This window comes from Streptomyces aureus (assembly GCF_000725495.1).
GTDB lineage: Bacteria > Actinomycetota > Actinomycetes > Streptomycetales > Streptomycetaceae > Streptomyces > Streptomyces aureus_B.
Genome location: NZ_JNZD01000009.1, coordinates 196,488 through 217,890 on the forward strand (window position 1 = coordinate 196,488; position 21,403 = coordinate 217,890).

Annotated in this window: 16 protein-coding genes and 1 pseudogene; 8 read left to right on the forward strand and 9 right to left on the reverse strand. The window is 66.0% G+C overall.

Going from position 1 to position 21,403, the window contains the following annotated elements; translation table 11 throughout:
- The first annotated feature begins 62 nt into the window (after nt 1-62).
- Nucleotides 63-866, forward strand: a complete 804-nt coding sequence (locus tag IO36_RS17535) for a nuclease-related domain-containing protein (protein ID WP_037620959.1) — start codon at nt 63-65, stop codon at nt 864-866.
- Nucleotides 867-1,009: 143 nt separating this feature from the next.
- Here the strand turns inward: IO36_RS17535 and ligD are convergent, their stop codons facing one another.
- Nucleotides 1,010-1,891, reverse strand: coding sequence for a non-homologous end-joining DNA ligase (gene ligD, locus IO36_RS17540; protein ID WP_037620960.1), 882 nt, complete (start codon nt 1,889-1,891; stop codon nt 1,010-1,012).
- 53 nt (nt 1,892-1,944) lie between these two features.
- Between ligD and IO36_RS17545 the strand changes: the two genes are divergently transcribed.
- Nucleotides 1,945-3,111, forward strand: a complete 1,167-nt coding sequence (locus IO36_RS17545; protein ID WP_037621013.1) for a non-homologous end joining protein Ku — start codon at nt 1,945-1,947, stop codon at nt 3,109-3,111.
- A gap of 115 nt (nt 3,112-3,226) precedes the next feature.
- On the opposite strand, the gene IO36_RS17550 is transcribed toward IO36_RS17545, so the two are convergent.
- A complete protein-coding gene (locus tag IO36_RS17550; protein WP_037620961.1) occupies nt 3,227-3,787 on the reverse strand; it encodes a hypothetical protein in 561 nt (186 codons plus the stop codon).
- Nucleotides 3,788-4,073: 286 nt separating this feature from the next.
- Here IO36_RS17550 and IO36_RS17555 point away from each other — a divergent pair, with 286 nt between their 5' ends.
- Nucleotides 4,074-4,610: a GNAT family N-acetyltransferase gene (locus tag IO36_RS17555; protein ID WP_245173326.1), complete on the forward strand. Its 537-nt coding sequence runs from the start codon at nt 4,074-4,076 to the stop codon at nt 4,608-4,610.
- Nucleotides 4,611-4,691: 81 nt separating this feature from the next.
- Here IO36_RS17555 and IO36_RS17560 read toward each other — a convergent pair whose 3' ends face one another.
- Nucleotides 4,692-5,450: a hypothetical protein gene (locus tag IO36_RS17560; RefSeq protein ID WP_158997393.1), complete on the reverse strand. Its 759-nt coding sequence runs from the start codon at nt 5,448-5,450 to the stop codon at nt 4,692-4,694.
- 255 nt (nt 5,451-5,705) lie between these two features.
- Here IO36_RS17560 and IO36_RS46875 point away from each other — a divergent pair, with 255 nt between their 5' ends.
- On the forward strand, nt 5,706-6,050 hold the full coding sequence (locus IO36_RS46875; protein ID WP_158997395.1) for a hypothetical protein: 345 nt from the start codon (nt 5,706-5,708) through the stop codon (nt 6,048-6,050).
- Nucleotides 6,051-6,744: 694 nt separating this feature from the next.
- Complete coding sequence (locus IO36_RS17565) at nt 6,745-8,064, forward strand: ATP-binding protein (RefSeq protein WP_037620965.1); 1,320 nt, start codon at nt 6,745-6,747, stop codon at nt 8,062-8,064.
- 17 nt (nt 8,065-8,081) lie between these two features.
- Here IO36_RS17565 and IO36_RS17570 read toward each other — a convergent pair whose 3' ends face one another.
- The 6 genes from IO36_RS17570 to IO36_RS48205 form a co-directional block, all read right to left on the reverse strand.
- Nucleotides 8,082-10,055: a DNA cytosine methyltransferase gene (locus IO36_RS17570; protein ID WP_037620966.1), complete on the reverse strand. Its 1,974-nt coding sequence runs from the start codon at nt 10,053-10,055 to the stop codon at nt 8,082-8,084.
- 490 nt (nt 10,056-10,545) lie between these two features.
- Nucleotides 10,546-12,549 carry an AIPR family protein gene (locus tag IO36_RS17575; RefSeq protein ID WP_037620967.1) on the reverse strand — a complete coding sequence of 668 codons (2,004 nt, stop codon included), beginning with the start codon at nt 12,547-12,549 and terminating at the stop codon, nt 10,546-10,548.
- Complete coding sequence (locus tag IO36_RS17580) at nt 12,542-13,543, reverse strand: PD-(D/E)XK motif protein (RefSeq protein ID WP_037620969.1); 1,002 nt, start codon at nt 13,541-13,543, stop codon at nt 12,542-12,544. The genes IO36_RS17575 and IO36_RS17580 overlap by 8 nt, the downstream gene beginning before the upstream one ends.
- Nucleotides 13,540-16,326, reverse strand: coding sequence for a Z1 domain-containing protein (locus IO36_RS17585; protein ID WP_037620970.1), 2,787 nt, complete (start codon nt 16,324-16,326; stop codon nt 13,540-13,542). Before IO36_RS17585 ends, IO36_RS17580 begins: the two co-directional genes overlap by 4 nt.
- Before the next feature lie 67 nt (nt 16,327-16,393).
- Nucleotides 16,394-17,866, reverse strand: coding sequence for an ATP-binding protein (locus tag IO36_RS17590; protein ID WP_037620971.1), 1,473 nt, complete (start codon nt 17,864-17,866; stop codon nt 16,394-16,396).
- Nucleotides 17,867-18,089: 223 nt separating this feature from the next.
- Nucleotides 18,090-18,386: a hypothetical protein gene (locus IO36_RS48205; RefSeq protein ID WP_245173327.1), complete on the reverse strand. Its 297-nt coding sequence runs from the start codon at nt 18,384-18,386 to the stop codon at nt 18,090-18,092.
- 80 nt (nt 18,387-18,466) lie between these two features.
- Between IO36_RS48205 and IO36_RS17595 the strand changes: the two genes are divergently transcribed.
- The 3 genes and pseudogenes from IO36_RS17595 to IO36_RS49350 form a co-directional block, all read left to right on the forward strand.
- Nucleotides 18,467-18,805: a CU044_2847 family protein gene (locus IO36_RS17595; RefSeq protein WP_245173328.1), complete on the forward strand. Its 339-nt coding sequence runs from the start codon at nt 18,467-18,469 to the stop codon at nt 18,803-18,805.
- Nucleotides 18,798-21,248, forward strand: coding sequence for a trypsin-like peptidase domain-containing protein (locus IO36_RS44590; RefSeq protein ID WP_107065729.1), 2,451 nt, complete (start codon nt 18,798-18,800; stop codon nt 21,246-21,248). Before IO36_RS17595 ends, IO36_RS44590 begins: the two co-directional genes overlap by 8 nt.
- A pseudogene (locus IO36_RS49350) lies at nt 21,199-21,390 on the forward strand (WD40 repeat domain-containing protein); the annotation flags it as partial. The gene IO36_RS44590 and the pseudogene IO36_RS49350, both read left to right, overlap by 50 nt.
- Nucleotides 21,391-21,403 lie beyond the last annotated feature (13 nt).

Consider the following 21,403-nt stretch of genomic DNA (forward strand, 5'->3'; position numbering starts at 1 on the left):
GGTAACCGGGTTCTTGCCCCTGGAGCACCCCGCCTGTTCCCATGGTCATGGGGTGATGGTGCATGAACGGACTGCGCGTCGTACCGGCCCGGCGTCATGGACAGGAGCGTCTGTACGTGTGCCTGACCGACGGCAGGAGCGTCGCCTGGTACGACCGTGACACGGCCAGGGTCAATCTGCTCAGCGAGGACCGGCGCGAGGACGTGCTGGATGTCCTGGGCCCCTTCCTGACCGGCCCGGTGACCGTCGGACCACCGCCCGTCCCGACCCCGGCCGAGCTGGCCCGCCTGGCCCTGCACCCGGACGACGACCTCGCGCCGAACCGGCCCGGCGAGGCCCTGCTGGCCGACCTCGACCGGGACCCGGGCCCCGTCCGCCGGCTGCGACCCGACCCGCGCCGCCGCGCGCTCGCCGCCGAGCAGACCGTCGGCGCGGCCCTGGAGCCGCTGGAGGGCGGCGGCTGGCACGCGCTGCATTCGATCCCCCTCCCCGGGGGCGACCGTATCCACCACCTCCTGATCGGCCCGGCCGGTCTCTTCTGCCTCCACGCCCTGTACGCCCACAAGCAGCGCGTCCTGGTCGGCGACCCGACGGTCACCGTCGGACGCCGGGAGCCCCGTCCGCTGCTGCGCCGGATCCGCGCCGACGCCGACCGCGCGTCCCACGCCCTGACGGCCGAGGTCCGTGCCGTCCTCGTCGTGGCCGGCCCCGCCCGCCTGGACACACCGGCACTGCCGCGCGGGGTCCGGGTCCTGCGCGACACCGACCTCGCGGGCCTCGGGCGGCTCGGCGGGGTGCTCAAACCGGCGGACATCGAGGCCCTGCACGCGATGGCCCGCGACCGGCATACGTGGCTGCGGGTGTGAGGCGGGGTGGCTGCTGTCCGACGGCGGGCCGGGTTGCTCCCCGGCGTTCAGGGCAGCCGACCGGCACGCTTCTGGGCGTTCAGGGCAGCCGACCCGCACGCTCCTGGGCGGTCAAGGCAGTCGACCGGCACGCTCCTGGGCGGTCAAGGCAGCCGACCGGCACGCTCCGGCTCGAACAGCGGGGCCAGAAGGTCGCCGAAATCCCGTACCCGGGGAGCGATGTCCGTCGCCCGGAACGTGAGTTCGGCGGCCGAGCCGCATCCCTCGACCTCCTCCCACGTCACCGGCGCGGACACGGTCGGCTCCGCCCGGGCCCGTAGCGTGTAGGGGGTCGCGGTGGTCTTGCGGCCGGCGTTCTGACTCCAGTCGACGAACACCTTCCCGCGCCGCAGGCTCCGCGTCATCCGGTGCACGACCAGCCTCGGGAGCGCCTTCTCCGCCTCCACGGCCAGCTCCTTCGCGTACGCGCTGACGTCGGCGGACGGGGTCGGCGCGACGGCGGCGAGCAGATGCAGCCCCTTCGACCCGGACGACTTCGCGTACGCCTCGATCCCGTCGGCGGCCAGCCGCTCGCGCAGCCACAGCGCCACCTCGCAGCACTCCACGACCGTCGCCGGCTCGCCGGGATCGAGGTCGAAGACGATCCGGTCGGCGATCCCGGGCGTACCGATCGTCCACTGCGGGGTGTGGAACTCCGTCACGAGGTTCGCCGCCCACATGAGCGAGGCCAGATCCTGGACGAGGACCATGCGCGCGGGCCCCTCGGTGCGCGGAACCTCGGCGGTGGTGACCCAGGCGGGTGTACCGGGCGGGACGTTCTTGGTGAAGAAGACCTGCCCGTCCGGGCCGTCGGGGTAGCGCAGGAAGGAGACGGGCCGGTCCCGCAGATGGGGGAGCAGGACGTCCGCCACCGTGGCGTAGTAGTGCAGCACCTCGCCCTTGGTGAATCCGGTGGCCGGGTGGAGGACCTTGTCGAGATTGGTGAGCGCGAGCCTCCTGCCCTCCACCTCCGTGATCGGCGTCATACGATGACAATCCCACGAAACCGTCACGAACCCTGCTCAAAGTGATCGGAAGGGTGCTGCACGTGCGATCCATATGGAACGGCGCCATCTCCTTCGGCCTGGTCAGCATCCCCATCAAGGTCATGAACGCCACGGAGAGCCACGCGATCTCCTTCCGCCAGATCCACCTCGACGACGGCGGCCGCATCCGCTACCGCAAGGTCTGCGAGCTGGAGGACAGCGAGGTCACGTCCGCGGAGATCGGCAAGGCGTACGAGGACGCGGACGGCACCCTGATCCCGATCACCGACGAGGACCTGGCCTCGCTGCCCCTCCCGACCGCCCGCACGATCGAGATCGTGGCCTTCGTCCCCGCGGACCGCATCGACCCGCTCCAGATGGACACGGCGTACTACCTGGCCGCGAACGGCGTCCCGGCCGCCAAGCCGTACGTCCTGCTGCGCGAGGCCCTCAAGCGCAGCCGGAAGGTCGCCGTCGCCAAGTTCGCGCTGCGCGGGCGGGAGCGGCTCGGCATGCTGCGCGTCGTCGACGACGTCATCGCGATGCACGGCCTGCTCTGGCCGGACGAGATCCGCGCCACCGACGAGGTCGCCCCCGACGACGCCGTCACGGTCCGCGACAAGGAACTCGACCTGGCCGACGCCCTGATGGACATGCTCGGCGAGGTCGACCTGGAAGACCTGCACGACGACTACCGCGAGGCCGTCGAGGAACTCGTCACCGCCAAGGCCGAGGGCCACGAGGCACCAGCGGCGCCCTCCGACGAGGACTCCGGCGGCAAGGTGCTGGACCTGATGGCGGCCCTGGAGAAGAGCGTGCGCGCGGCCAAGGAGTCGCGGGGCGGGGAGGCCGAGGACGGCGCCGCGACCGGCGGCCGGGACGCCGAGGTCACCCCACTGCAGTCCGGCAAGACGGCGTCCCGGCGGTCGACCCCGGCGCCGAAGGAGGTCGGCGGCAAGAAGTCGACGTCCGCCGCGAAGAAGACGGCGGCGAAGAAGACGACGGCGAGGAAGTCGACGGCGAAGTCGACGGAGACGGCCTCGGGAACGGAGGCCCGGACCGCGAAGCGGGCCGCCCGGAGCACGGCGAAGGAGTCCGACGACACGGGATCCTCCCGGACGGCGGCCAAGAAGACCGCGGCGAAGAAGACGACCGCCAAGAAGACGACGGCGAAGACGGCGGCCAAGAAGACGGCGTCACGCAAGCGGGCGTCGGCCTGAAGGCGAACGACGATTCTGCTGCGGCCGGCGGCCTGAAGGCGAACGGCAACTCTGCTGAGGCCGGCGCCCGTTGACTGCCGACTCGCCACCCGGACATGGGCCGTTGGCCTTCGCCTCACCACCCGAGCAGATGCACCAGCACTCCGCACACGAGGAGGAGCGAGGCGATCTGGGCGATGGCCCAGGAGAGCCGGTAGCTGAGCGTCCGCTGGTTCCGGACCTCCAGCAGCCGGGGAAAGATCTCGCCGGGGTGCTCCAGGTCGTAGGTGTCGGTCCAGTGCACCGAGACCACCATCAGGCTCAGCGCCCCGGACAGCCCGCTCGCGACGAGCGCCGCGACCAGCAGCGCCGTGGACCCCGTACCCCCGGGGAGGACGGTCAGCACGACGGAGGCGGCGGCGACGAGGAAGCCGTCGTAGGCGAGGAGCACCTGCGCCTTGGAGTCCAGGACGCTCAGACACGCGTACAGATAGTCGTGCGCGTACATGTCCTTGGGTTCGGGCTGAAGCCGCTTGAGCGCCTCCAGATGGGCCCGGGAGGACGCGGGCCCCGCGAAGATCCCTTGCCGCAGCCAGGACCGCATCCGCCTCGCCTCCCCGAGCACCGCGCCGCATCCCCGGTCGAGCATGCCCACGAGACCCGGCCCGGCACGCACGCGGGCACGTACCTGCGGCATGTCTACGGCGGTGTCGGTAGGGGGAGGTCCGGCAGGACGAGGAGGAGAACGGCGCGGGCGCGGCGGATGGGGGCGCGCCGGGATCAGGAACGGTCCGGGACCCAAGGCACGTCGGGACCCCGACGGAGCCCTCGGCTCCGACGGAGCTCTCGGCCCCGACGAAGCCCTCGGCCCCGACGAAGCCCTCGGCCCCGACGGGGTTTTAGGCCCCCGACGGAGCCTGCCGTCCGCAGCGACCAAGTGACCAAGTGACCATGCTGCACCGCCCCCATGCCAAGATCGCCCCGTGAGTGATCCCGTGAGCGATCCCGTGAGCGATCTCGAATTCCGTCGGGCGGCCGGCGAAGACGTCTCGACCCTCGTACGCCTGCGGGACGACGCCGCCCGCTGGATGAACGCCCGCGGCACCACCGGCCAGTGGCAGCCCGGGGAGCTGGGGGAGGACCACTTCCGCCGGGTGATGCGGGACGGGGAGGTCTGGCTCGCGGAGATCGAGGGCCGGACGGTGGGCGCCTGGGAGCTGTGGTGGTCGGACCCGGACGCCTGGGGCCCGCAGTCCCCGACCGCCGGATACGTACACCGCCTGATGACCGACCACGCCCGCGTCCCGGCGGGAACGGGCCGCACCCTGCTGCTGGCCGCCGAGCGCCGCGTGGCCGAGACGGGCCGCACCCTGAGCCGCCTCGACTGCCTGGCGGGCAACGACCGCCTGACCGGCTACTACCTCAAGGCGGGCTACCAGGTCGTGGGCCACAAGGAGGGCAAACCCCAGCCGGGCGGCCTCCCGAAGTCGTTCACGCTGCTGGAGAAGCGGCTGGGGTGAAGCGGCGGTCCCCTTCGGCACCGAAACGGGAACCGGCTCAGCCTTGCCCGCCACGGACGAGAGCACCGCAAACCGCCTCGACTACTGCGAGTTGTACGCCTTGATGCTCACCGCAGGGCCGTAGGAGTTGCGGGCCACCGCGGCGGCGGCCTTCCCGGCCACATGGACGACAGCGGTGCCATGGGCAGGGACCTCGGTCAGGCCGCCGATCGGGGTGACCTCGATCGCCTGCTGGGTGACGCCCTTGGGCGGCTGGTCCCACAGAACGTAGGCGATCCGCACGGAGACGGGGATGTCGTCCTCGTTGGTCAGCCTGACCGCCGAGAAGCGCTCGAACTTGGTGATCTCGCGCCCGTGGCCGTCGAGAGCCTGGGTCGTGACCTCGTGCAGTCCCGCGGGTACGGAAGCGATGGACGTGCGCCGCACGGTGACCCGGACGTCTGCCACCTCGTGCTTGCCCGGACCGGAGAAGCGCAGGATGTCGAGGCTCGATCCGTACGGCGTCACCAGCTCCCCGCGGTCGCTCCCGTAGATCGTGCTTACCTTCACGCCGTGCAGCACGTGGTGATGCTTGTCCAGCGCCTCGAACGAGAGCACCGGGACAACGGAGGCTGGCAGATCGTTGGTGATCTGCAGGGTCTGATTCATGGTCTCGTCCACGCCGGAGTCGCCCACGTAGTCGAACGACAGCCCCGTGGCCCCGAAGTTCTCGTCGTCGGAGCGCCCGGAACCGCTCGTGGCCCGGCCCTTCCCCGTGTCCGCGCCCGGTCCACAACCGGTCAGAAGCGCCCCGCCCGCGACCATGGCCACGCACGCGGCAGCCAGTCTTCGTCGGCCCACCTTCACAACCGTCCCCTCCCTGTCGATCACTCCTGGCGGGAAGGTATACGACCGCACCCCACGGCCCCGCGGCATTTTCGCCCCGACCGTTCCGGCTGCTCCAGCGCAGAGCGGGCGACAGCGGTCGGGATCGCGAGCCGATGGGCCGGGACCGCACGTTCATCGGCCAGCCCATCGAGCAGGCCGTAGAGCGAACCGAGAACCCGTTGCCCGAAGACAACTGACCGCGACCGGCCTGGGCTTCATACATCCGATGTGGACGCATCCGACGATGGCCGGAAGCTCGACCCTGAGCGGGTGGAACTCGGCACCAATCCATGCGGCGTTCTTCTCGGCTGCCGCGATGCCTTCGAGGCGGCCCGCTACTTCGTGCGGCCGAAACGGAATTCGAGGTCGTCCTCCTGCCGGAGCTATGAGGCCGAGACCGACTGGTGCCAAATGGAGGTCGTCCCGATCGAAGACCCAAACCTTCCACTGAACGGTGGCCTCGCCCCGAAGCCTTTCGACGAGCTCGACGGCGTACTCCGCCCCTTCGGTCCGAGATACTCCCTGGAGCCCTACGAAGGAGACGGCACCCTGGTTCACGGGAGCCGGGCGTGATCGCTGCCTTACGGGCGGGGGCCTGGCGTCTGCCCAGACGCCTCGCCGTTTTGGCCGACCCACCAGCAGCCCCAAGACCCTCTCCAAGCCTCGTCCACAGACTGCGACATGGAGCCGCCCCAGGCTGCATCTGCCTACGCGTACAGGAGGGCCCGGCCTCACCGTTTCCCCCCGGCGACGGGGTCCACGCACGTCACAAGGGCCCCGCAGGATTCGAACTTGCGCATACGGCTCCGGAGCGCTTGTGAGCTGCATAAATCAGCAGGTCAGAGCCCCAGGCGTGACTGATCGTGCGAGACCAGTCCACGGATAGTCCACGGCCGACTGCGTAGCGTTCAGGAGTCCACTTACGTGCGTCGTGCAATGGACACAGACTGACAGCTGCTCCAACGGCTAGCGGCCAGCTCTCGTTGACGGCGACGACTTCACTCAGTCGTCGATGATGGATTGCGGCAACTCGCTTCGCAGATCAGGGATCTCAGCTTTCTGCGCGACGTGAAGTGCTGAACGTGCCCCGATGGGGGGCGATCGGCACTCTCCCATTCGGAACTGCCGACCGGCCGTTTCCCGCCGGCATCGGTCTCGCGCCGATCCTGCGGCAAGGGTGAGCCCTCGCAATCCGGGCCCACGGCATGTCTGATGGTGGGGTGTGGGATCCTGGACGCCCTCGTCGACGTCTCGGAGCACCGGATCTATGACTCCACCGAAGTTTGAGAGCATCACCCCCTCCGCGGCTCGTCTCACCGAGTCGTTGCGAGACATCGGTTACGACTTCCCTGCCGCCGTTGCAGACCTTGTCGACAACAGCGTCTCTGCAGGCGCCGATCATGTAGACATCTTCATAGAGTTTGACGGCCCTGACTCGTATGTTCTGATTGCCGACGACGGCGCCGGCATGAGTGAAAGTCAGTTGACGGAAGCGCTCCGGTACGGGAGTCGACGCGACTACGCCCAAGGGGAACTTGGGCGCTACGGGCTGGGGTTGAAAACGGCATCGCTGTCCCAGTGCCGTGCCGTCACCGTTGCTACTCGAACGTCGGTTAACGCGCCTCGTCTGTACATCCGCACCCTCGATCTCGACGTGGTCTCGGAATCGGACCAATGGGTGGTTCTGCGCCCCGGGCGTGACGGCCTGCCTCAGCGTGCAGTTGCCTACCTAACCGAGGCAACCGGCACGGTAGTCGTCTGGGACAAGCTGGACCGGGTTCTGCCGGAAAGCCGACCTGAAGGCGGCTGGGCGCGCCGGAGACTGGATGCCATGGCCAAACGCACGGCTGCGCATCTCGGTATGGTCTTTCACCGCTTCCTTGAGGGGACTGGCAGCGGACGAAGGATCATCATCACCGTCAACGGTGAAAAGGTTGAGCCGTGGAACCCCTTCGCCCCGCACGAGCCTGCACGCACGGACCTTCCCAGCCAACGGTTCGAAGTAACCATAGGGAAAGTCAGCGGAACTGTGCAAATGAATCGCTACGTACTGCCCGCCAAGGAGAATTTCAGCTCACCAGAGCAATTTGAGCGCTTGTCAGGCCCATTGAAGTGGAACCGTCAGCAGGGGCTCTACATCTATCGAGCAGATCGCCTCGTGCAATGGGGTGGTTGGAACGGTATTCGCGGCATCGATGAACACACCAAGCTGGCTCGCGCTTCATTGGACTTTGATACTGATCTAGACGGCGCATTCAATATCAATGTTGCTAAGGTTCGCGTAACCGTCCCGATTCAGCTGCGCCAGATGCTTGAGCGGCCGATCAACGAGCTGTGCAGCCGAGCGGACGAGGCGTACCGCAAGACTGCTCGTGGCACGGGAATCGGAACTGTCGTTCCCTCTTTGCCTCGTCAGACGGCATGGAATGGTCCCGAATCACAGGAAGCGGCCGCGATGAAAGATGCCGGGCTGGCGCTTCGTGCCGCGTCGATGCAAGCGGGCGAGTACGCAGCCTTGCTGCGCATCGTGGCGGTCCTTGAGAGGGAAGCCCCTGCGGTGGCTCAGGTGCTGGGGTTGAACACGTGAGCCACCAGCCGACGCTGTCAGTAGAGAAGTTGTTGTTTCTGCTCTTCGGCTTTAGAGCCAGCGCATAGCTTCTGCAGCGGGCATTCGACGCACAGCGGGTCTGCGGGTCGGCAGAGGCTGGTGGCGAGCTCAAGCAGTCCCAAATGTGCGTTGCGTGCGTTTGCGCCGTAACCAATCAGGCGTGCCACGGCCAGACGTCCGTCGGTCAGGCGGTTGCGCCGGTGGACGTCCTCACCGGACATCCGCGCAGCGACACGAAGAACCCCTTGGCGCGCGAGCACCGGTTCTTCCGACTCGGAATCGTCGGCTTCATCCGCCTCATCGTCGTTAGCGCTGACGGGTACGGTCAGAATGGCCAGGTCGGCCACGGCCTGGCTGATGCCGGCAACTTTGGGCAGCAACTCATCATCGGAAAGCATGTGAGGAGCGCCGACGAGTTCGGTAGCCACAGCGAGAAGCTGCTCGCCACGCTTCTCCCGACCGATCCATCGGGAAATCTCGAGCAGTTCCTTCTCGGCGGTGAGTGTGTCGGTAGGAGTGGTCCAGCGCGCTAGCAATGGCCAGAGGGGGCGGGATTGTTGAGGTGGCATTCTGTCCAGCAGGATCTCTGCAGAGATGACCTGCCAGCGAGACGAGGCCGTGAGCCATGGGAGATTGCGATGCGACAGGCTTGTGAACCAGGTGGCCAAGGTTTCGGCGATGTGCTGGGTGCTGGGCCCGGCAGGTCGCGGTTCACCCAGGGCAGCCATAACTGCACCGCCGAGATGCTCACCTAGGAACGGAGGCACAGCGTTACCGACCTGCCGGAATGCGGCTGAGGGGGGGCCCGCAAAGCGGAATCCATCCGGGAACGTCTGCAAGCGGGCCGCTTCGCGCACGGTCAGTGTGCGGTTCTGCCGGGGATGGATGTACCAGTATCCGTCCTTAGCGATGTGGGCTGTGATAGTTCGCGACAGGCCGTCTTCGTCAAGACGCTTGTATTTATCGCGAAAAATGTCGTCCCGGTAACGCTTCAATTCCTCGGGGAGGTCCGAGTACCGGGTGCTCGTAGACATGTACTCGAATGCGATTTCATCATCTTCTCGAACCGGTCGCGTGATGTGGTCGAAAACCTTGCCCGCGTCTGTGCTCGGTACCTGCTGGCGCATTTTCTTTTGAAAGCGGGTGAGGGGTTGAGTGTACTCTTTCCATCCGTGCGCGCCGCCCTCTGGGCGCCAACCACCCTCGACCTCAGGCAGATCCCCGATGGCGTTCCATACCGTGACCTTGTCCGGAGTTTCATCGGGCCATTCGAAATGATGTCCGTCGCGTAGCGCTACTAGTATCAGCCGCTGTCGGAACTGCGGCACGCCATAGCGCCAGGTATCGACGACACGCTCCTCTACGGCGTATCCCAGGGACTCCAATTCGTGGACCATCGTCCGCAAAATGAACATTTCACGGTCGAGTGCCATGTCTGGCACGTTCTCCATGACGACGGCAGGCGGCAGGGCGAGACGGACAACCTCCAAGAATGAGCGCCAGAGGTCCCGGCGCTCGTCATAGGGGTCACGCTGTCCTTCTCGGACGCGATGTCGGATCTTGTAGCGTCCCGCCTTGGAGAACGGCTGGCATGGTGGCCCGCCGGAGAGCAGGGTGATACCGGCCTGCTTGACTAGCTCGGCCACATGCTTGACACGGTCCGCATCGCCTAGATCCCAGTCCAAGGTGAGCCCGCCGAAGTGGTGCCGGTGCGTCTCCAGGGCCTCACGGTCGTGGTCGGCGGACAGGACGACACGGAACCCGGCAGACTGCAGGCCGTAACTCAGACCGCCGGCTCCGCAGAACAGGTCGGCTGCCAGCAGCTTTCCTTCCGAACGCAGCTGCTCGGCGTAGTGCAAGAAGGCGGTGTCATCCCCACACTCCTCCGGGTGCGGTTCCAGACGCAGGAACGGGCCCCGTACCAGTTTCACTTTGTATGGGCTGCGCGAGGATTCCGCGATCTCCGTCATGACGCCTCCTGAGAAAACACCAACACAGGTTACCTTTGCTACTTCGGACGCGATGGCGGGACCGCGCTGCGCCGCACCGCTGACGCCATCCTCGGACCTGCTAAGGAGGGGCGCTGGGTCCGCCGCACGGGGCCAGCGCTGGAGGGGTAGCGAGCAGAATGCGACCGACGCTGAGCGCCTGCTGCGCACCTCCGGGGCATGGCCTGGCCGTGGAGGCCTGATCTTGCCTTCGCGGGGCCAGCTTCGTAGCGATCGTCACCGCAAGCTGCTGCTTGGAGAGCTCCAGGGCCAGTGTCTGTCGGATTCGTCCAGGAGCTTCTCTCTCCGCGGCGTCGATTTCCTCCTTGTCGGTCAGGCAAGGAGTTGTCGCGGTGTACGACCGCTCCTGGTGTGCGAGGAGGGCGACGGCTAGGTCACGCCCTGATCAAGGCTGGTGAGGGCCTGTTCCCAAAGCGCTCTCCGTCTCGGGAGCAGGCCCTAAGGCGCCGTCCTACGGCGCGAACGCGCTGAAGCCCTCTTCGATCGCGTTGTCGTAGACCTCCAAGGCCTTCCTGACCTGGGCCGCCGTGATGGTGGCGTTGGTCGCCAGCTTGGCAGCGATCGTAGTGGCGATCTGCTGCTCGGCCAGCTCTAGGGCACGCGTTTCCCGTGCCCAGTCGGCCAGCATCTCCCACTCGCTCAGCTCGATCTGCTTGAGCCTGGAGAGCTGCTCTTCCTCTTCCTCCCGGGTGTCCACCGCGAACTCGACGGGCCTCGTCAGCAGCTCCTCGGCCAGTTCCTCCGGAACAGTCCAAGGGATGCGGGAGACCTCCTCCCAGCACTTGCTGCTCTTCGCCCACTCGGTGACGTGCTTGCCCTCTTGGATGACCATGTTCATGATCGGCAGACACAGATCATGGGCGGCCTGGACGATGGCGTCGCTAACCTGCTGCTCTCGCCAGATGCGGTCGAGGTCGATACGCCGACCGGTCTCCTCGCAGAGGCGGGCCGTCGTGTAGGCCGTGATCAGGGCCTTGTGGCTTCCAGCGTCGTGCGCCTTGGCTACCTTGTCGACTTCCTTGAAGAGGATGCCCATGGCGATCGTTCGGCGGCAATAGTCTGCATCGATGACTGGGGGCTGCTCTTTGACGTTGGCCTGGAAGGCGGCGAAGCTCTTCTGCGCTCCGCGGCTGACAAGGTGTGGCAACCCGCTCCAGGCGTTCACGAACTTGGCCAGGTCAGATTTGGCGAATCGCTGGGCGGCTGGATTCTCGGCCTTGAACTTGCGCCGAGCGGCGATGGATGTCCCCTGCTTCGCTTCTTCCACCGCGTACGAGCCGCGGGCCCGCTCGTAGAACCAGCGTGTCTGCGGTCCGCCGGGGGTGGTTGGCGGCGCCCACAGGGTGCGACTGACCCGTTCGAATTCGACATGGAACTTGTCGTTGGCCGACAGATCGACCAGCGTGACTTTGTTCTGGGTGTTCGAGTACCGCGAGATGCTTGGGACGATTGCCATCAGGTCGTCCGAGCCCATCAGCGTCAGCTTCATCTGGACGCTGACGCCGTCCAGGTCCTTCTTGTCCCGTTTGAAGACGTGGTGGAGGGTGGCGGTGGTCTGCCCACCGTTCACGATCTGGAGGCCAGTGAGACTGCGGATGCCGATACGCCTGCCTTCAGCGTCCTCGACAAATTCCGCGGCGGTCGCTGTTGCCGTGATGCCGTTGTTGTAGGTCAAGAACCGTCCCGGCTCATTGAGCAGGGTAAGGCGGATTCCTCGGTTGACCGTGCTGCGGGCCTGCAGGAACGCGCGCACGTTCAGTTCCAGGAGACGCGTGCGGTGCTCCTCGTACAACTCGGCGAGGTGGCGTCCGGGAACGACGGCGAGGGTGACGGAGAGATTAGGCTCGACGCTCTGCACCGACAGGCAGTTGATCGGCGGGTCGAATTGCACAACGATCGGCTCGCTAGCGGCACCGGACGTCTGGTGGCGGTAGAGCCGGCCGAGGTCCCAGAGGTGATGCTCGACGGGGAGGCCCTGGAACTCGGTGGGCTCCGGCTGCGTGCGGGCCGCCGATTCACAGTTGCTGAACAGGAAGAGGCGTACTTTGGAGGCGTTGGAAAGCAGCTTCTCGACGCCCTCGCACAGTTGGTGCACCTCGGTGGGCTGATCGAAGTTGCCCCGGATGCTGCCGGCCTTTTGCAGAAAGGCGAGCAGCCTGCGGTAGTGCCTTGTCACGTCGGCCTTGGTCAGCCTGTCGACCATGGGGTCGAGGCTGAAAGCCGTGGTGTAGAGGTCGAGGACCGAGCGGTCGTCGCTGTATCCGAAGCCGTACACCATGACGCCGTGCCCGCTGTGGTAGGCGACGGTCATGTTGGAGACGAAGCCGGACTCCTCCAACTGCTCCAGAGCCCAACGGGTGAACGTCCTCGGGATGGAGCCGTCCTCCGCTTCTGCCAAGGTCTGTATGTCGCCCGTGAGCGTACGGGCGTAGTCGGCAAGGGGCAGCTCAGCCATCAGTTCCTCTGATTACCTCGGTGACCTCATCGGTCGTGGTGCGGTGCTTCTCGAGCGCGATGACGCTGATGTCGTAGGCGCAGTTGCCGATCCCGTCGGGAAGGCCGGTCTCCACGATGCGCGGGAATCCCTTGCCGACGGTCCACAAGTCGGCTCGACGAAGGGTGTAGCGCGGTTCATCGTAAAGGTCCCGCTGGTGCGGCATATAGCCGGTCTGGATCAGACGGTTCTCAAACAGGGCGGATGCCGAGGTGCCGCTGGCGGCCGTGCGGATATCGTCCACCACTGAGTTGAGACTCTCGCCCAGACCGCCCCGGCGCTCGTCGAGTACCAGATGTACGAGCACCAGGCGGCTGACGCCGCGATCGTCGAGTTGCCGTTCGTTGGCGATCCGGACGGTGTTCGGGTTCTTCTTTGTGGTCGTTTTGACCTCGATGGCGACGCGCGCCAGCTGAAAGTCCTGGTTGCTGCCTTCTGGTCCGGTCCATGCCTCCACCGCCACATGCGTCGGCAGGACAGCGAGCAGGTGGCGAAGCCAGCGCAGCTCCCCGTAGAGCCCCAACCGGGCCTCTCTGCCCAGACCTTGCGTTCCGACGCTGCGCATGAGTTGCTGCCAGTGCGTGAAACGTCGGACCGCCCGCTCGAGAACTGTCTCCGGTGACGCGTCCTTCGAGGTAAGCGCGATGTCTTCTGCGAGAGGGGTGAAAACCTCCCGCAGCTCACCGGCGGTCAGGGAGATCTGCAGCTCGAACTCGCGACTGCTCACCGAACTGCAGGACAGGCTCAGGCCGTGAGTCTCGCGCAGGCTGGCAAGGAGGGGGCGGGCACGGTCGACCGCGCGTGAACCGCCCCTCACCAGCAGCATGCGTTGCCGCCCCGGTTGGGACACGCCCACATGGATGTCGTGCCCGCTCTCGGGGAACAGCCGCCGGGTGGAGCGCCCTCGGTTCGGCTGCGGTGCCTCCAGCTCCTGCCACAGCGCTTCGTTGATCACGCGTCTTCGGCCCCGTCGTCGTCACTGAGGTCGTCCGAGTCGTCCTTCCACCAGGGAGCATTCACGACGTACTCGGTCGCGGTGTGGGCCTTGGAGAAGGGGAAGCTGGCGGCGAACCCGATCAGTGGTACCTCGGGGTTCGCCTCCGGCGGCTCCATCAGGTAGATGAGCAGGTGAGCCTGGTCGGGGCGGCGCTGCCAACGAAGCGGCTCACCTGTGGGCAGCGTGGGTGCAAGCGGTCCGCCGTTGCGGTTTTTGCGCCCTTCAGCGGCCTTTTTCGTCGCCTCCCAAGCAGCCTCGTACTGCTCTGGGTCAAGGTCGAGCGACTCGTCCTTGGGGTTCAGGATGCGCTTGATGGTGTGTTTCGTGGAGTCCGGGCGCGCGGTCTTGGAGGCCGCTCGTGTGACCGCGCCCAAGGTGTATTCCGCGAGGTCGACGGACATATCCGCTCCACCTCGGGAGACGATCCGGACGGTCCACCGGCCGAGCTCCCCGGCTTTGGCGCACTGCTGGATGTAGGCAGAGATGGCGTCAGGACGGATCCGGTTAGCCTCCGGCGCGGACTTGTAGAGGTCGAAGAAGCCGGACGCCACCAACTCGGCAGGGATGTCCGACCACACGAGACTGCCAGTCTTCGGGTCGACCTCCGGTGCAGTGTGCGCCAAGAGCATGCCGACGAATGTCTGCAGGCTGTCGAAGTTGCGCTTCGGGTACCCGTTGGTGAGAGGAAAGATGGTCGTTTCAGCGAGTTCGCCGGAAAAGCTGAGCCGCACCCGCGTGCCCTGACGCATCTTGTTGGCAGCTGTGATGCTCAGGCCCAAGGAGGAGGTGCGAACCTTGAGACCGAACTCACGGGGCGTGAAACCGATCGCCGCCATCTCCTCGATGTCCCGGCGGAGTTCATCGGTCGCGGCTGTGATCTCCTCGTAGGCCGCCACCAACTGCGGCGTCGTATGAAGCCGGCACAGGTCTTCGTAGCCGGGCCGGTAGCCAAACCAGCGGCCCATCTGCAGCAGGGTGTCGTAGGTCTTGGCGAAGCGCAGGTAGTAGCTCACCGAAAGACCCTCAAGGGTGAGGCCACGCGACAGCTTCTGTCCCCCGACAGCGATGACGTACATGCCTGTGTGGCGGTTCGAGTAGTAGTCGAGTACGTCCTTGGCCACCCCGTTGATGGCCTTGACCTCGAGCTTCTGGATCGCGGGGAGGATTTCGGCGGCGGTTTGCTCCCAGGACAGCCGTTCGGCCTCGTCCGCGGTGAAGAAAGCGGTGGTGGGCTCGAAGTCCTCCTCCCACATAAGCCGCAGTTCGTTCATGTGCGCACGAGATGCGTCTCCATAGCGGTCCCTTAGACCGTTCCGGAGCAGTCTCACGTAGTCGTCGATCTGGTCTCTGACCTGCCCTTGGACCTTCGTGAAGCGGGTGACGTGCACCAGCATCGAGTTGTGGACATCCACCTGCCCGCGCGCGCGGCGGGCGGCGCAGGTCAGCACGAATGAGTGAATGGCGCGCCGCAGCGAATCCGGCAGCTCGGCGGTCACTGTGAAGCCGGACTTGTGCTTTTCGGGCACCCAGTTCTCGGTGTCGTCGACATGGTGTACCAGCGGCAGTGGGTCGATGTCCTCTTCTTCCGCGTAGGCACGCAGACCGAACAGGCGCTCTGGCCCGAGGTAGTTGGATGGCGCGCGCAATGTACGGATGAAGCTCTCGGGGAACAGGTCGCCGCCGAGGCTGTCGTGGTCAGCATCCGGGTCTATGTAGATGTTCGCATAGGGGGTCGCCGTGTAGCCGACGTAGGACGACTTGTCGAAACTGGTCAGCAGCTTGCGGATAGCGGCGTTGATGCTGGTGGGGTCCGCACCGTCACTGGCCGTGTTCACGGATGCGTTGTCGGCCTCGTCGTCGATGACGAAGAGCGGGATGTCCTGCACTATCTTGCGACCCGTTTTGGGGTCCTCGACGCCGTGGACCTCCGTGACCCAGGTGCGCAGGTAGTCGATGATCTTCGGGTGCTTCTTGACTACCAGAACAACCGGGAAGTTGCCGATCGGCAGGTTCGCCTTGGAGGCGGTCTTCCGGTCGAAGTCGCCCTTCTCGGTGCTGTTGGTCAGCGACGCGACGTGAAGACGAGGCTCACCGGCCATGGCGCCGACGCCGATGTAGCGGTCGGCGCCCTCTTGGTCGGACCGGAGCTGGTACTGGGTGTCGAAGCCCAGCAAGCCCTCGTCAACGCGGAGTTGGGTCTGGGCACGTAGGTCGTTGAGGACGCCGGCGAAGACGACGATCAGCCGGTATCCGGCGTCGGCAGCCTTCGCCGCCAGACCGATGAACTGGCCGGTCTTCCCGGACTGGACTTGGCCGATCACCAGCCCCATGCGACGCCAAGAGCCGGGCCGGTGCGGATCCTCCAACTCCCCGAGAACCTCGTCCGTCGTCCGGTCGATGCTGTTCACCACTTGGAGTGGCATGCCTCGCGAATGCTTTAGAAAGCGTTCATACCGGGTCCAGAAGGCCCACGAACGGTCGTTCTTGGCATCGGGCAGCCATCGGACGTGGTTCTCACTGTCACTCAGCCCTGCTGAACTCTCCTGGAATATGGTGGTGCGGGACTCGACCAGCTTGCGCAGATCGGCTGCCTCCACCGTTACTCCATTGAGGCCGGCGACCATCTTGGCCGTCTCAACAGCCTTGGTCACCTCGTCTGACGTAGCCTGCCGGTCTTCCGGCAGAAACTGAATGGCCACCTTCAGCGCAAAGGACAGGTCCTTGCTGACTGCCGGATCCACGAATTCCTCCCCCTGGAGATATGTGACTTGACGGACGGGAACAGGAGGGTACGCCCCACCCGGGCGGTCACTTGTTCCAGAATCCATTCAGTTGGTCGAATGGTTGCGTCGTGCGGATGACCTGTCGTGCCTCATCCGGAGAGCGGCCTTGGGCGACAAGCACATCGAACATGCGCTGAGCCACTTTGATCGCCTCCTCGGTGGCCCTCCCCGGACCACCGAAGGGTTCGGGATCATCCGCTGTGTCGGTTTCGTGCAGCACTCGCAGCGCCGGCACAGGCACTGTCTCCTCCAGCAACCGCAGCAGCGCCCGGATGTTCGCCGGATCGCCGCCCCCCTCCTGTAGTACCGCCTCCACCAGGGGGTGCTTTCGGTTGATCCGGCAGAGGACCACGTTCTCGTCCCGCCGCACGTTCCACGCGAATGACAGGTTCTCGGCGCGCTGCCGTGCCGCTATCTGACCCCGGTTGCGGACGGTCTCGGCTGCGGCGGACCGAACCGTGCGCGCTATGCGCTGAAGATGCTGGCGCAGCACGACCGGCGGCACCACTGTCGCCTTTCGGACATCAACCTGCCATTGGGCGTCGGTCTCCGCCGGAATGTCGACGGCGATGCGGGCCAGGTTGTACTTCTCCTCGCGCCGGAGCCCACGTATGCCCAGCCAACTTCCCGCGAGAAGAAGGCGGTTTCGGCGGTACACGTAGAAGCCTTGCTGCCGAAGCCACCCCTTAGGACCTCCGGCACGCTCCGCCTCGGCAGAGGTCAACCGCTGCAGCCCCGGCAGTACGTACGGCTCGACCCTGACCTTGTGCCCTTCGAGTGGCAGGTTCTCCACGGGGTGATGCAGCACTGACGGATGGTTGGACAGGAACGGGTCCCACGGCTCGACGGCAAGGCCTGTGACACGCAATGTCAGCGCGGCCGAGCCAGAGAGGAACCGGGCGAAGACGAGTCCGAGATGGCCACGGACCTTCTCAGCCTCGTCGTAGAACTGCCGCTGGGTCCTGCGATCGGCCGCGGTGATCTCCCCGTATCCGGCGAGCCGCTGCCACAGAACTATCGTGCCGACGGACCGTCCCGCGGTGAGTTGCTCCAAGGCCTTCTCGGCCTCGGCCGGCGGCTGTCGGAGCAAGCGCCACTCACCGGTCTGTTCGACCACGTCCAGGTCCCATGTCCGCGAGCGCCAAGGGCCGTCAACCTCCGCGGTGCAGACCGTCAGCAGGCGACACTGGGAGAAGGAAGCCGATTTCAGCCCCACTCCGTACCGGCCCAGATCTCTGGAAGTACGGTCGGTTGCTGACCAGCGGGCCGCGACGGTCATCGCGGTGACCAAAGCGTCCTCCGACATGCCATGACCATCGTCGACTACGGCGATCCACGAGGAGCGCCCATCCCAGGTGAACTCCACATCGATCGTCCCGGCCCTGGCCGAGATGCTGTTGTCCACCAAGTCGGCGACGGCATCAGGGAGTGAGTAGCCCAGCGAACTCAGGGAGGCCACCATCCCAGCGGGCTCGGGAGGTGCGAGGTCATACGCCATGCGGTCCTTGGCCCTGTTCTTCCAGTCCCAGACGGTTGGGTGATGAAGATATCTCCTCGTCGCCGATTGTGGAGCTTCTGTGCGCAAGGTGATCCTGAGGCCAGAGGGCGGCTGTGGGCGCACCCTGCCTGCGTCACTTTGGAGAAGGGGTGACTAACCGTCATGTCGGGATCCTGTAGAGACGTCCACAGGCGTCCACTGCTGTTTTCGGTGACAGGCACTGTCATGGGGTATATAGGGCCTGTATGTCCTGAAACTTCAAGATCGGTGAGAACAGGTGACCTGGCGGCTCAGAGTTGGACCATTCTTGCCACCTCAGTTGACGGTGGGCACCCTCCGCGCGACTTCTGCATCGCGCAACGGTGGTGCTGGCCTTGTTGTCTCCGAAGTAGCGGACATGCCCGTTGTCCATGTCGAACACGTCGTGCAATGGCGTCTGTTCGGTGCTGGCCTTCCACGGGCTGGACCGGATGAGGATCACAGGCCGACGCGGGTCGTCTGGCGTACCGACCTTGGCCATCCCGTTGATCCCAGCCTCGAGCAAGGCGCGCGGAGGGTCCGGTACCGTCTTGGGACGCGATGGTGGCAAGGGGGGAACGAGTGACGTCCCAGGTGGTTTCCTACGTGCTCGATTCGAACACAGTGGTTCAGTTCGAGATCGAGCCGACGGACGATTGGCAACCGGTGGGTGCCGACCCGTTGCTGAATCGGGTTCAGGACTCGGTCCGCCCGGCCGTCGAGGCCGCACGCACGGTACTGGATCAGTTCGTGCGCCTGCGTCCGGACGAAGTAGAGGTGACGTTTGGCATCAAGGTCAACGGGTCAGCGAACTGGCTGGTCGCCAAGGCCGCCACGGAGGCGAACTTCGGTGTGAAGCTGACCTGGCGGTCTGATTCGGGGCCGGGCGGAGGCGAGGGCGGAGACACCGTCAGTGAATGACGTTGCGCCCCGACACAGGTTGAGCCCGGCGTCGGATACGTGGGTGACGGCCATTCACCTCAGTGAGGGTGATCCGAATCCGCGCGGTGCGGGGTTCCTCATCGACACCCGACGGGTGTTGACGTGTGCGCACGTGGTGCATAGCGGTCCGGCGGCTTGTCCGGAACTGTGGGTGGCGTTCCCCAAGGCCGAGGAGTTGATGAACCGGCGGATTAAGGTGCAGGAGGTCGTGGCGCCTGCAGTAGAACTGCGGAGCCAGCAGGACGTTGCGGTCCTTGTCCTCGAGGAGCCGGTGCCCGCGGAGTATGCAGCGCCCCTGCTGCGTCCATCCCCGAAGGAGATGGTGCACAAGCGGTGGTGGGCCTTCGGTTTTCCGGACGGGATCCTGGGCGACTCGGCGGGCGGCCTGGTCGGAGAGTCCCTCGGCTACGGGTGGGTGCGGCTGGACAACAGCGATGGAGACGGCGTCCAGGCCGGTTACAGCGGTGGCGCCCTCTGGTCGGCCGACTATGGGGCTGTGGTCGGGCTGGTCGCTCAAGGGCGGAAGAAGGACGGCTACGCACGGGCGGTCACCATGCGGGCCGTCGCCGCATGTCTGCCCGATCAGCAGCTCCACCTGCTCACCGACTGGTCCACCGAGGATGCAGGCGACGTCGCTCTGTCCGCGTGGGGGTGGACCCTGTCCAAAGATCCTGAGTCGGGGAAGCATTGGCATCCGAGGGCCCGCGGGGTGGGCTCGGACGCTGAGCGCGGTTTCCGTTTTTGCGGTCGAGCGGCGGCGTTGAGGGTCATCGTTGAGTGGATCACCGATTCGGCCGGGGACCACCGTCAGGTCCTGCTCGTCACTGGTTCTCCGGGTGTGGGCAAGTCGGCGGTGCTGGGACGGATCGTTACCACCGCCGACCCGGAGATCGCTGCGCTACTACCGGCCGACGATGATGCAAAGCGCGCGCCGACCGGTGCAGTGGCTTGCGCCGTGCACGCTCGGCACAAGACGGCGTTGGAAGTAGCCCGCGAAATCGCCACTGCGGCCTGTGCGCCCCGTCCCGATGAGGTCGAGGAACTGCCCACCCTGCTGCGGGGAGCTCTGGGGAATCGTGCACCGGGCGGCTTTTCGATCGTCATTGATGCCCTCGATGAGGCCCGCACGCCGGCAGATGCACGCTCAATCATGCGGCACATTGCCGTCGCGACGGCGGAGACCTGCGCCGATCTGGGGGTCCGGGTTGTCGTCGGGAGTAGGCGCACCGACGACTGCGGCGACCTCCTTGCCTCATTTCAGAGCGCCCTTCGGATCATCGACCTCGACACTCCCGACTACTTCGCGCAAGAGGACCTTGCCCGCTACGCGTTGGCGACGCTGCAACTGTTGGGCGACGAGCGACGGGACAGTCCCTACGCGGTCGGGTCGGTCGCCAAGCCCGTGGCTGACCGGATCGCCGAGATGGCGCAGGGTAATTTTCTGATTGCCGGTCTGGTTGCCCGGACCCACGGGCTGCATGATCGGACCGCCATGGATGTTGCGGAGCTGCGCTTCACCGCGACCGTCGATGCGGCGCTGCGCGATTACCTCGCTCGTCTGCCGGACGTAGAGGGTGTGGCTGCGCTGGACGTGCTCACCGCGCTGGCCTATGCGGATTCCCCCGGGCTCACTGTGGAGCTGTGGCGCACGGCAATCAGGGCCGTGAGCGGCTCTGCTCCTGAGGCGCGGGGGCTGAGCACGTTCGCCCGTACCTCCGCGGCCAATTTTCTGGTTGAGTCGACTGATCCCGGTGCCGTCACCGGCAGCTTCCGACTGTTTCACCAGGCATTGAACGAGGCGCTGCTGGGTGATAGGGCAGCGGCGGGAACCCTCGCCGACGACGAGGGCCGCATTGCCAGGGCGCTGATGGGCATGATCTCGTCCGATTGGCAAAGCGCCCCCGGATACCTCCTGCGTTCCTTGCCACGCCATGCGGTACGCGGTGGGGTTCTCGACGAGTTGCTCGACGATGAGGCATACCCCCTCCATGCTGATCTGCGCCGTCTGGTTCCGACCGTCAAAGCCGCTACGTCGGTGTCGGCGCGTGCCCGTGCCCGCTTGCTACGAACAACTCCGCAGGCGTTGGACGCGTCGGCGGCGGACCGGGTAGCGCTGTTTAGCGTGACCGAGGCGCGCGAGCATTTGGGACGCAGCTATCGCGACAGTGCCGTGCCGGCCCCGTATCGAGCCGTGTGGGCCGTCGGGGCACCTCATACGGAGGACATCGTTTTGGAGGGGCACACGGACTGGGTCAATTCCGTCTGCGTAATCTCAGCGGCGGGGCGCGTCCTGCTGGCCAGCGCTGGCAATGACGGGACCGTTCGGCTGTGGAACCCCGACACCGGCGAGGCTGTGCGCGTCCTGGAGGCCCATGCCGTTGCCCACGCAGCAGGGTGTCCTGTTGGCGAGCGCGGGCAATGACGGTGCCATTCGGCTGTGGAACCCCGACACTGGCGACACTCGACGAACCATCGAGGGCCACAGCGGCTGGATCACTGCGCTGTGCACGATCGAGCAGGCGGGGCGCGTCCTGCTGGCCAGCGCTGGCAATGACGGGACCGTTCGGCTGTGGAACC

Coding starts and splice junctions, on each gene's coding strand:
- IO36_RS17535 (WP_037620959.1), top strand. CDS start 63: ATGAACGGACTGCGCGTCGTACCGGCCCGGCGTCATGGACAGGAGCGT.
- ligD (WP_037620960.1), bottom strand. CDS start 1,891: ATGACGCCGATCACGGAGGTGGAGGGCAGGAGGCTCGCGCTCACCAAT.
- IO36_RS17550 (WP_037620961.1), bottom strand. CDS start 3,787: ATGCCGCAGGTACGTGCCCGCGTGCGTGCCGGGCCGGGTCTCGTGGGC.
- IO36_RS17565 (WP_037620965.1), top strand. CDS start 6,745: ATGACTCCACCGAAGTTTGAGAGCATCACCCCCTCCGCGGCTCGTCTC.
- IO36_RS17570 (WP_037620966.1), bottom strand. CDS start 10,055: ATGACGGAGATCGCGGAATCCTCGCGCAGCCCATACAAAGTGAAACTG.
- IO36_RS17575 (WP_037620967.1), bottom strand. CDS start 12,549: ATGGCTGAGCTGCCCCTTGCCGACTACGCCCGTACGCTCACGGGCGAC.
- IO36_RS17590 (WP_037620971.1), bottom strand. CDS start 17,866: ATGGCGTATGACCTCGCACCTCCCGAGCCCGCTGGGATGGTGGCCTCC.
- IO36_RS48205 (WP_245173327.1), bottom strand. CDS start 18,386: ATGGCCAAGGTCGGTACGCCAGACGACCCGCGTCGGCCTGTGATCCTC.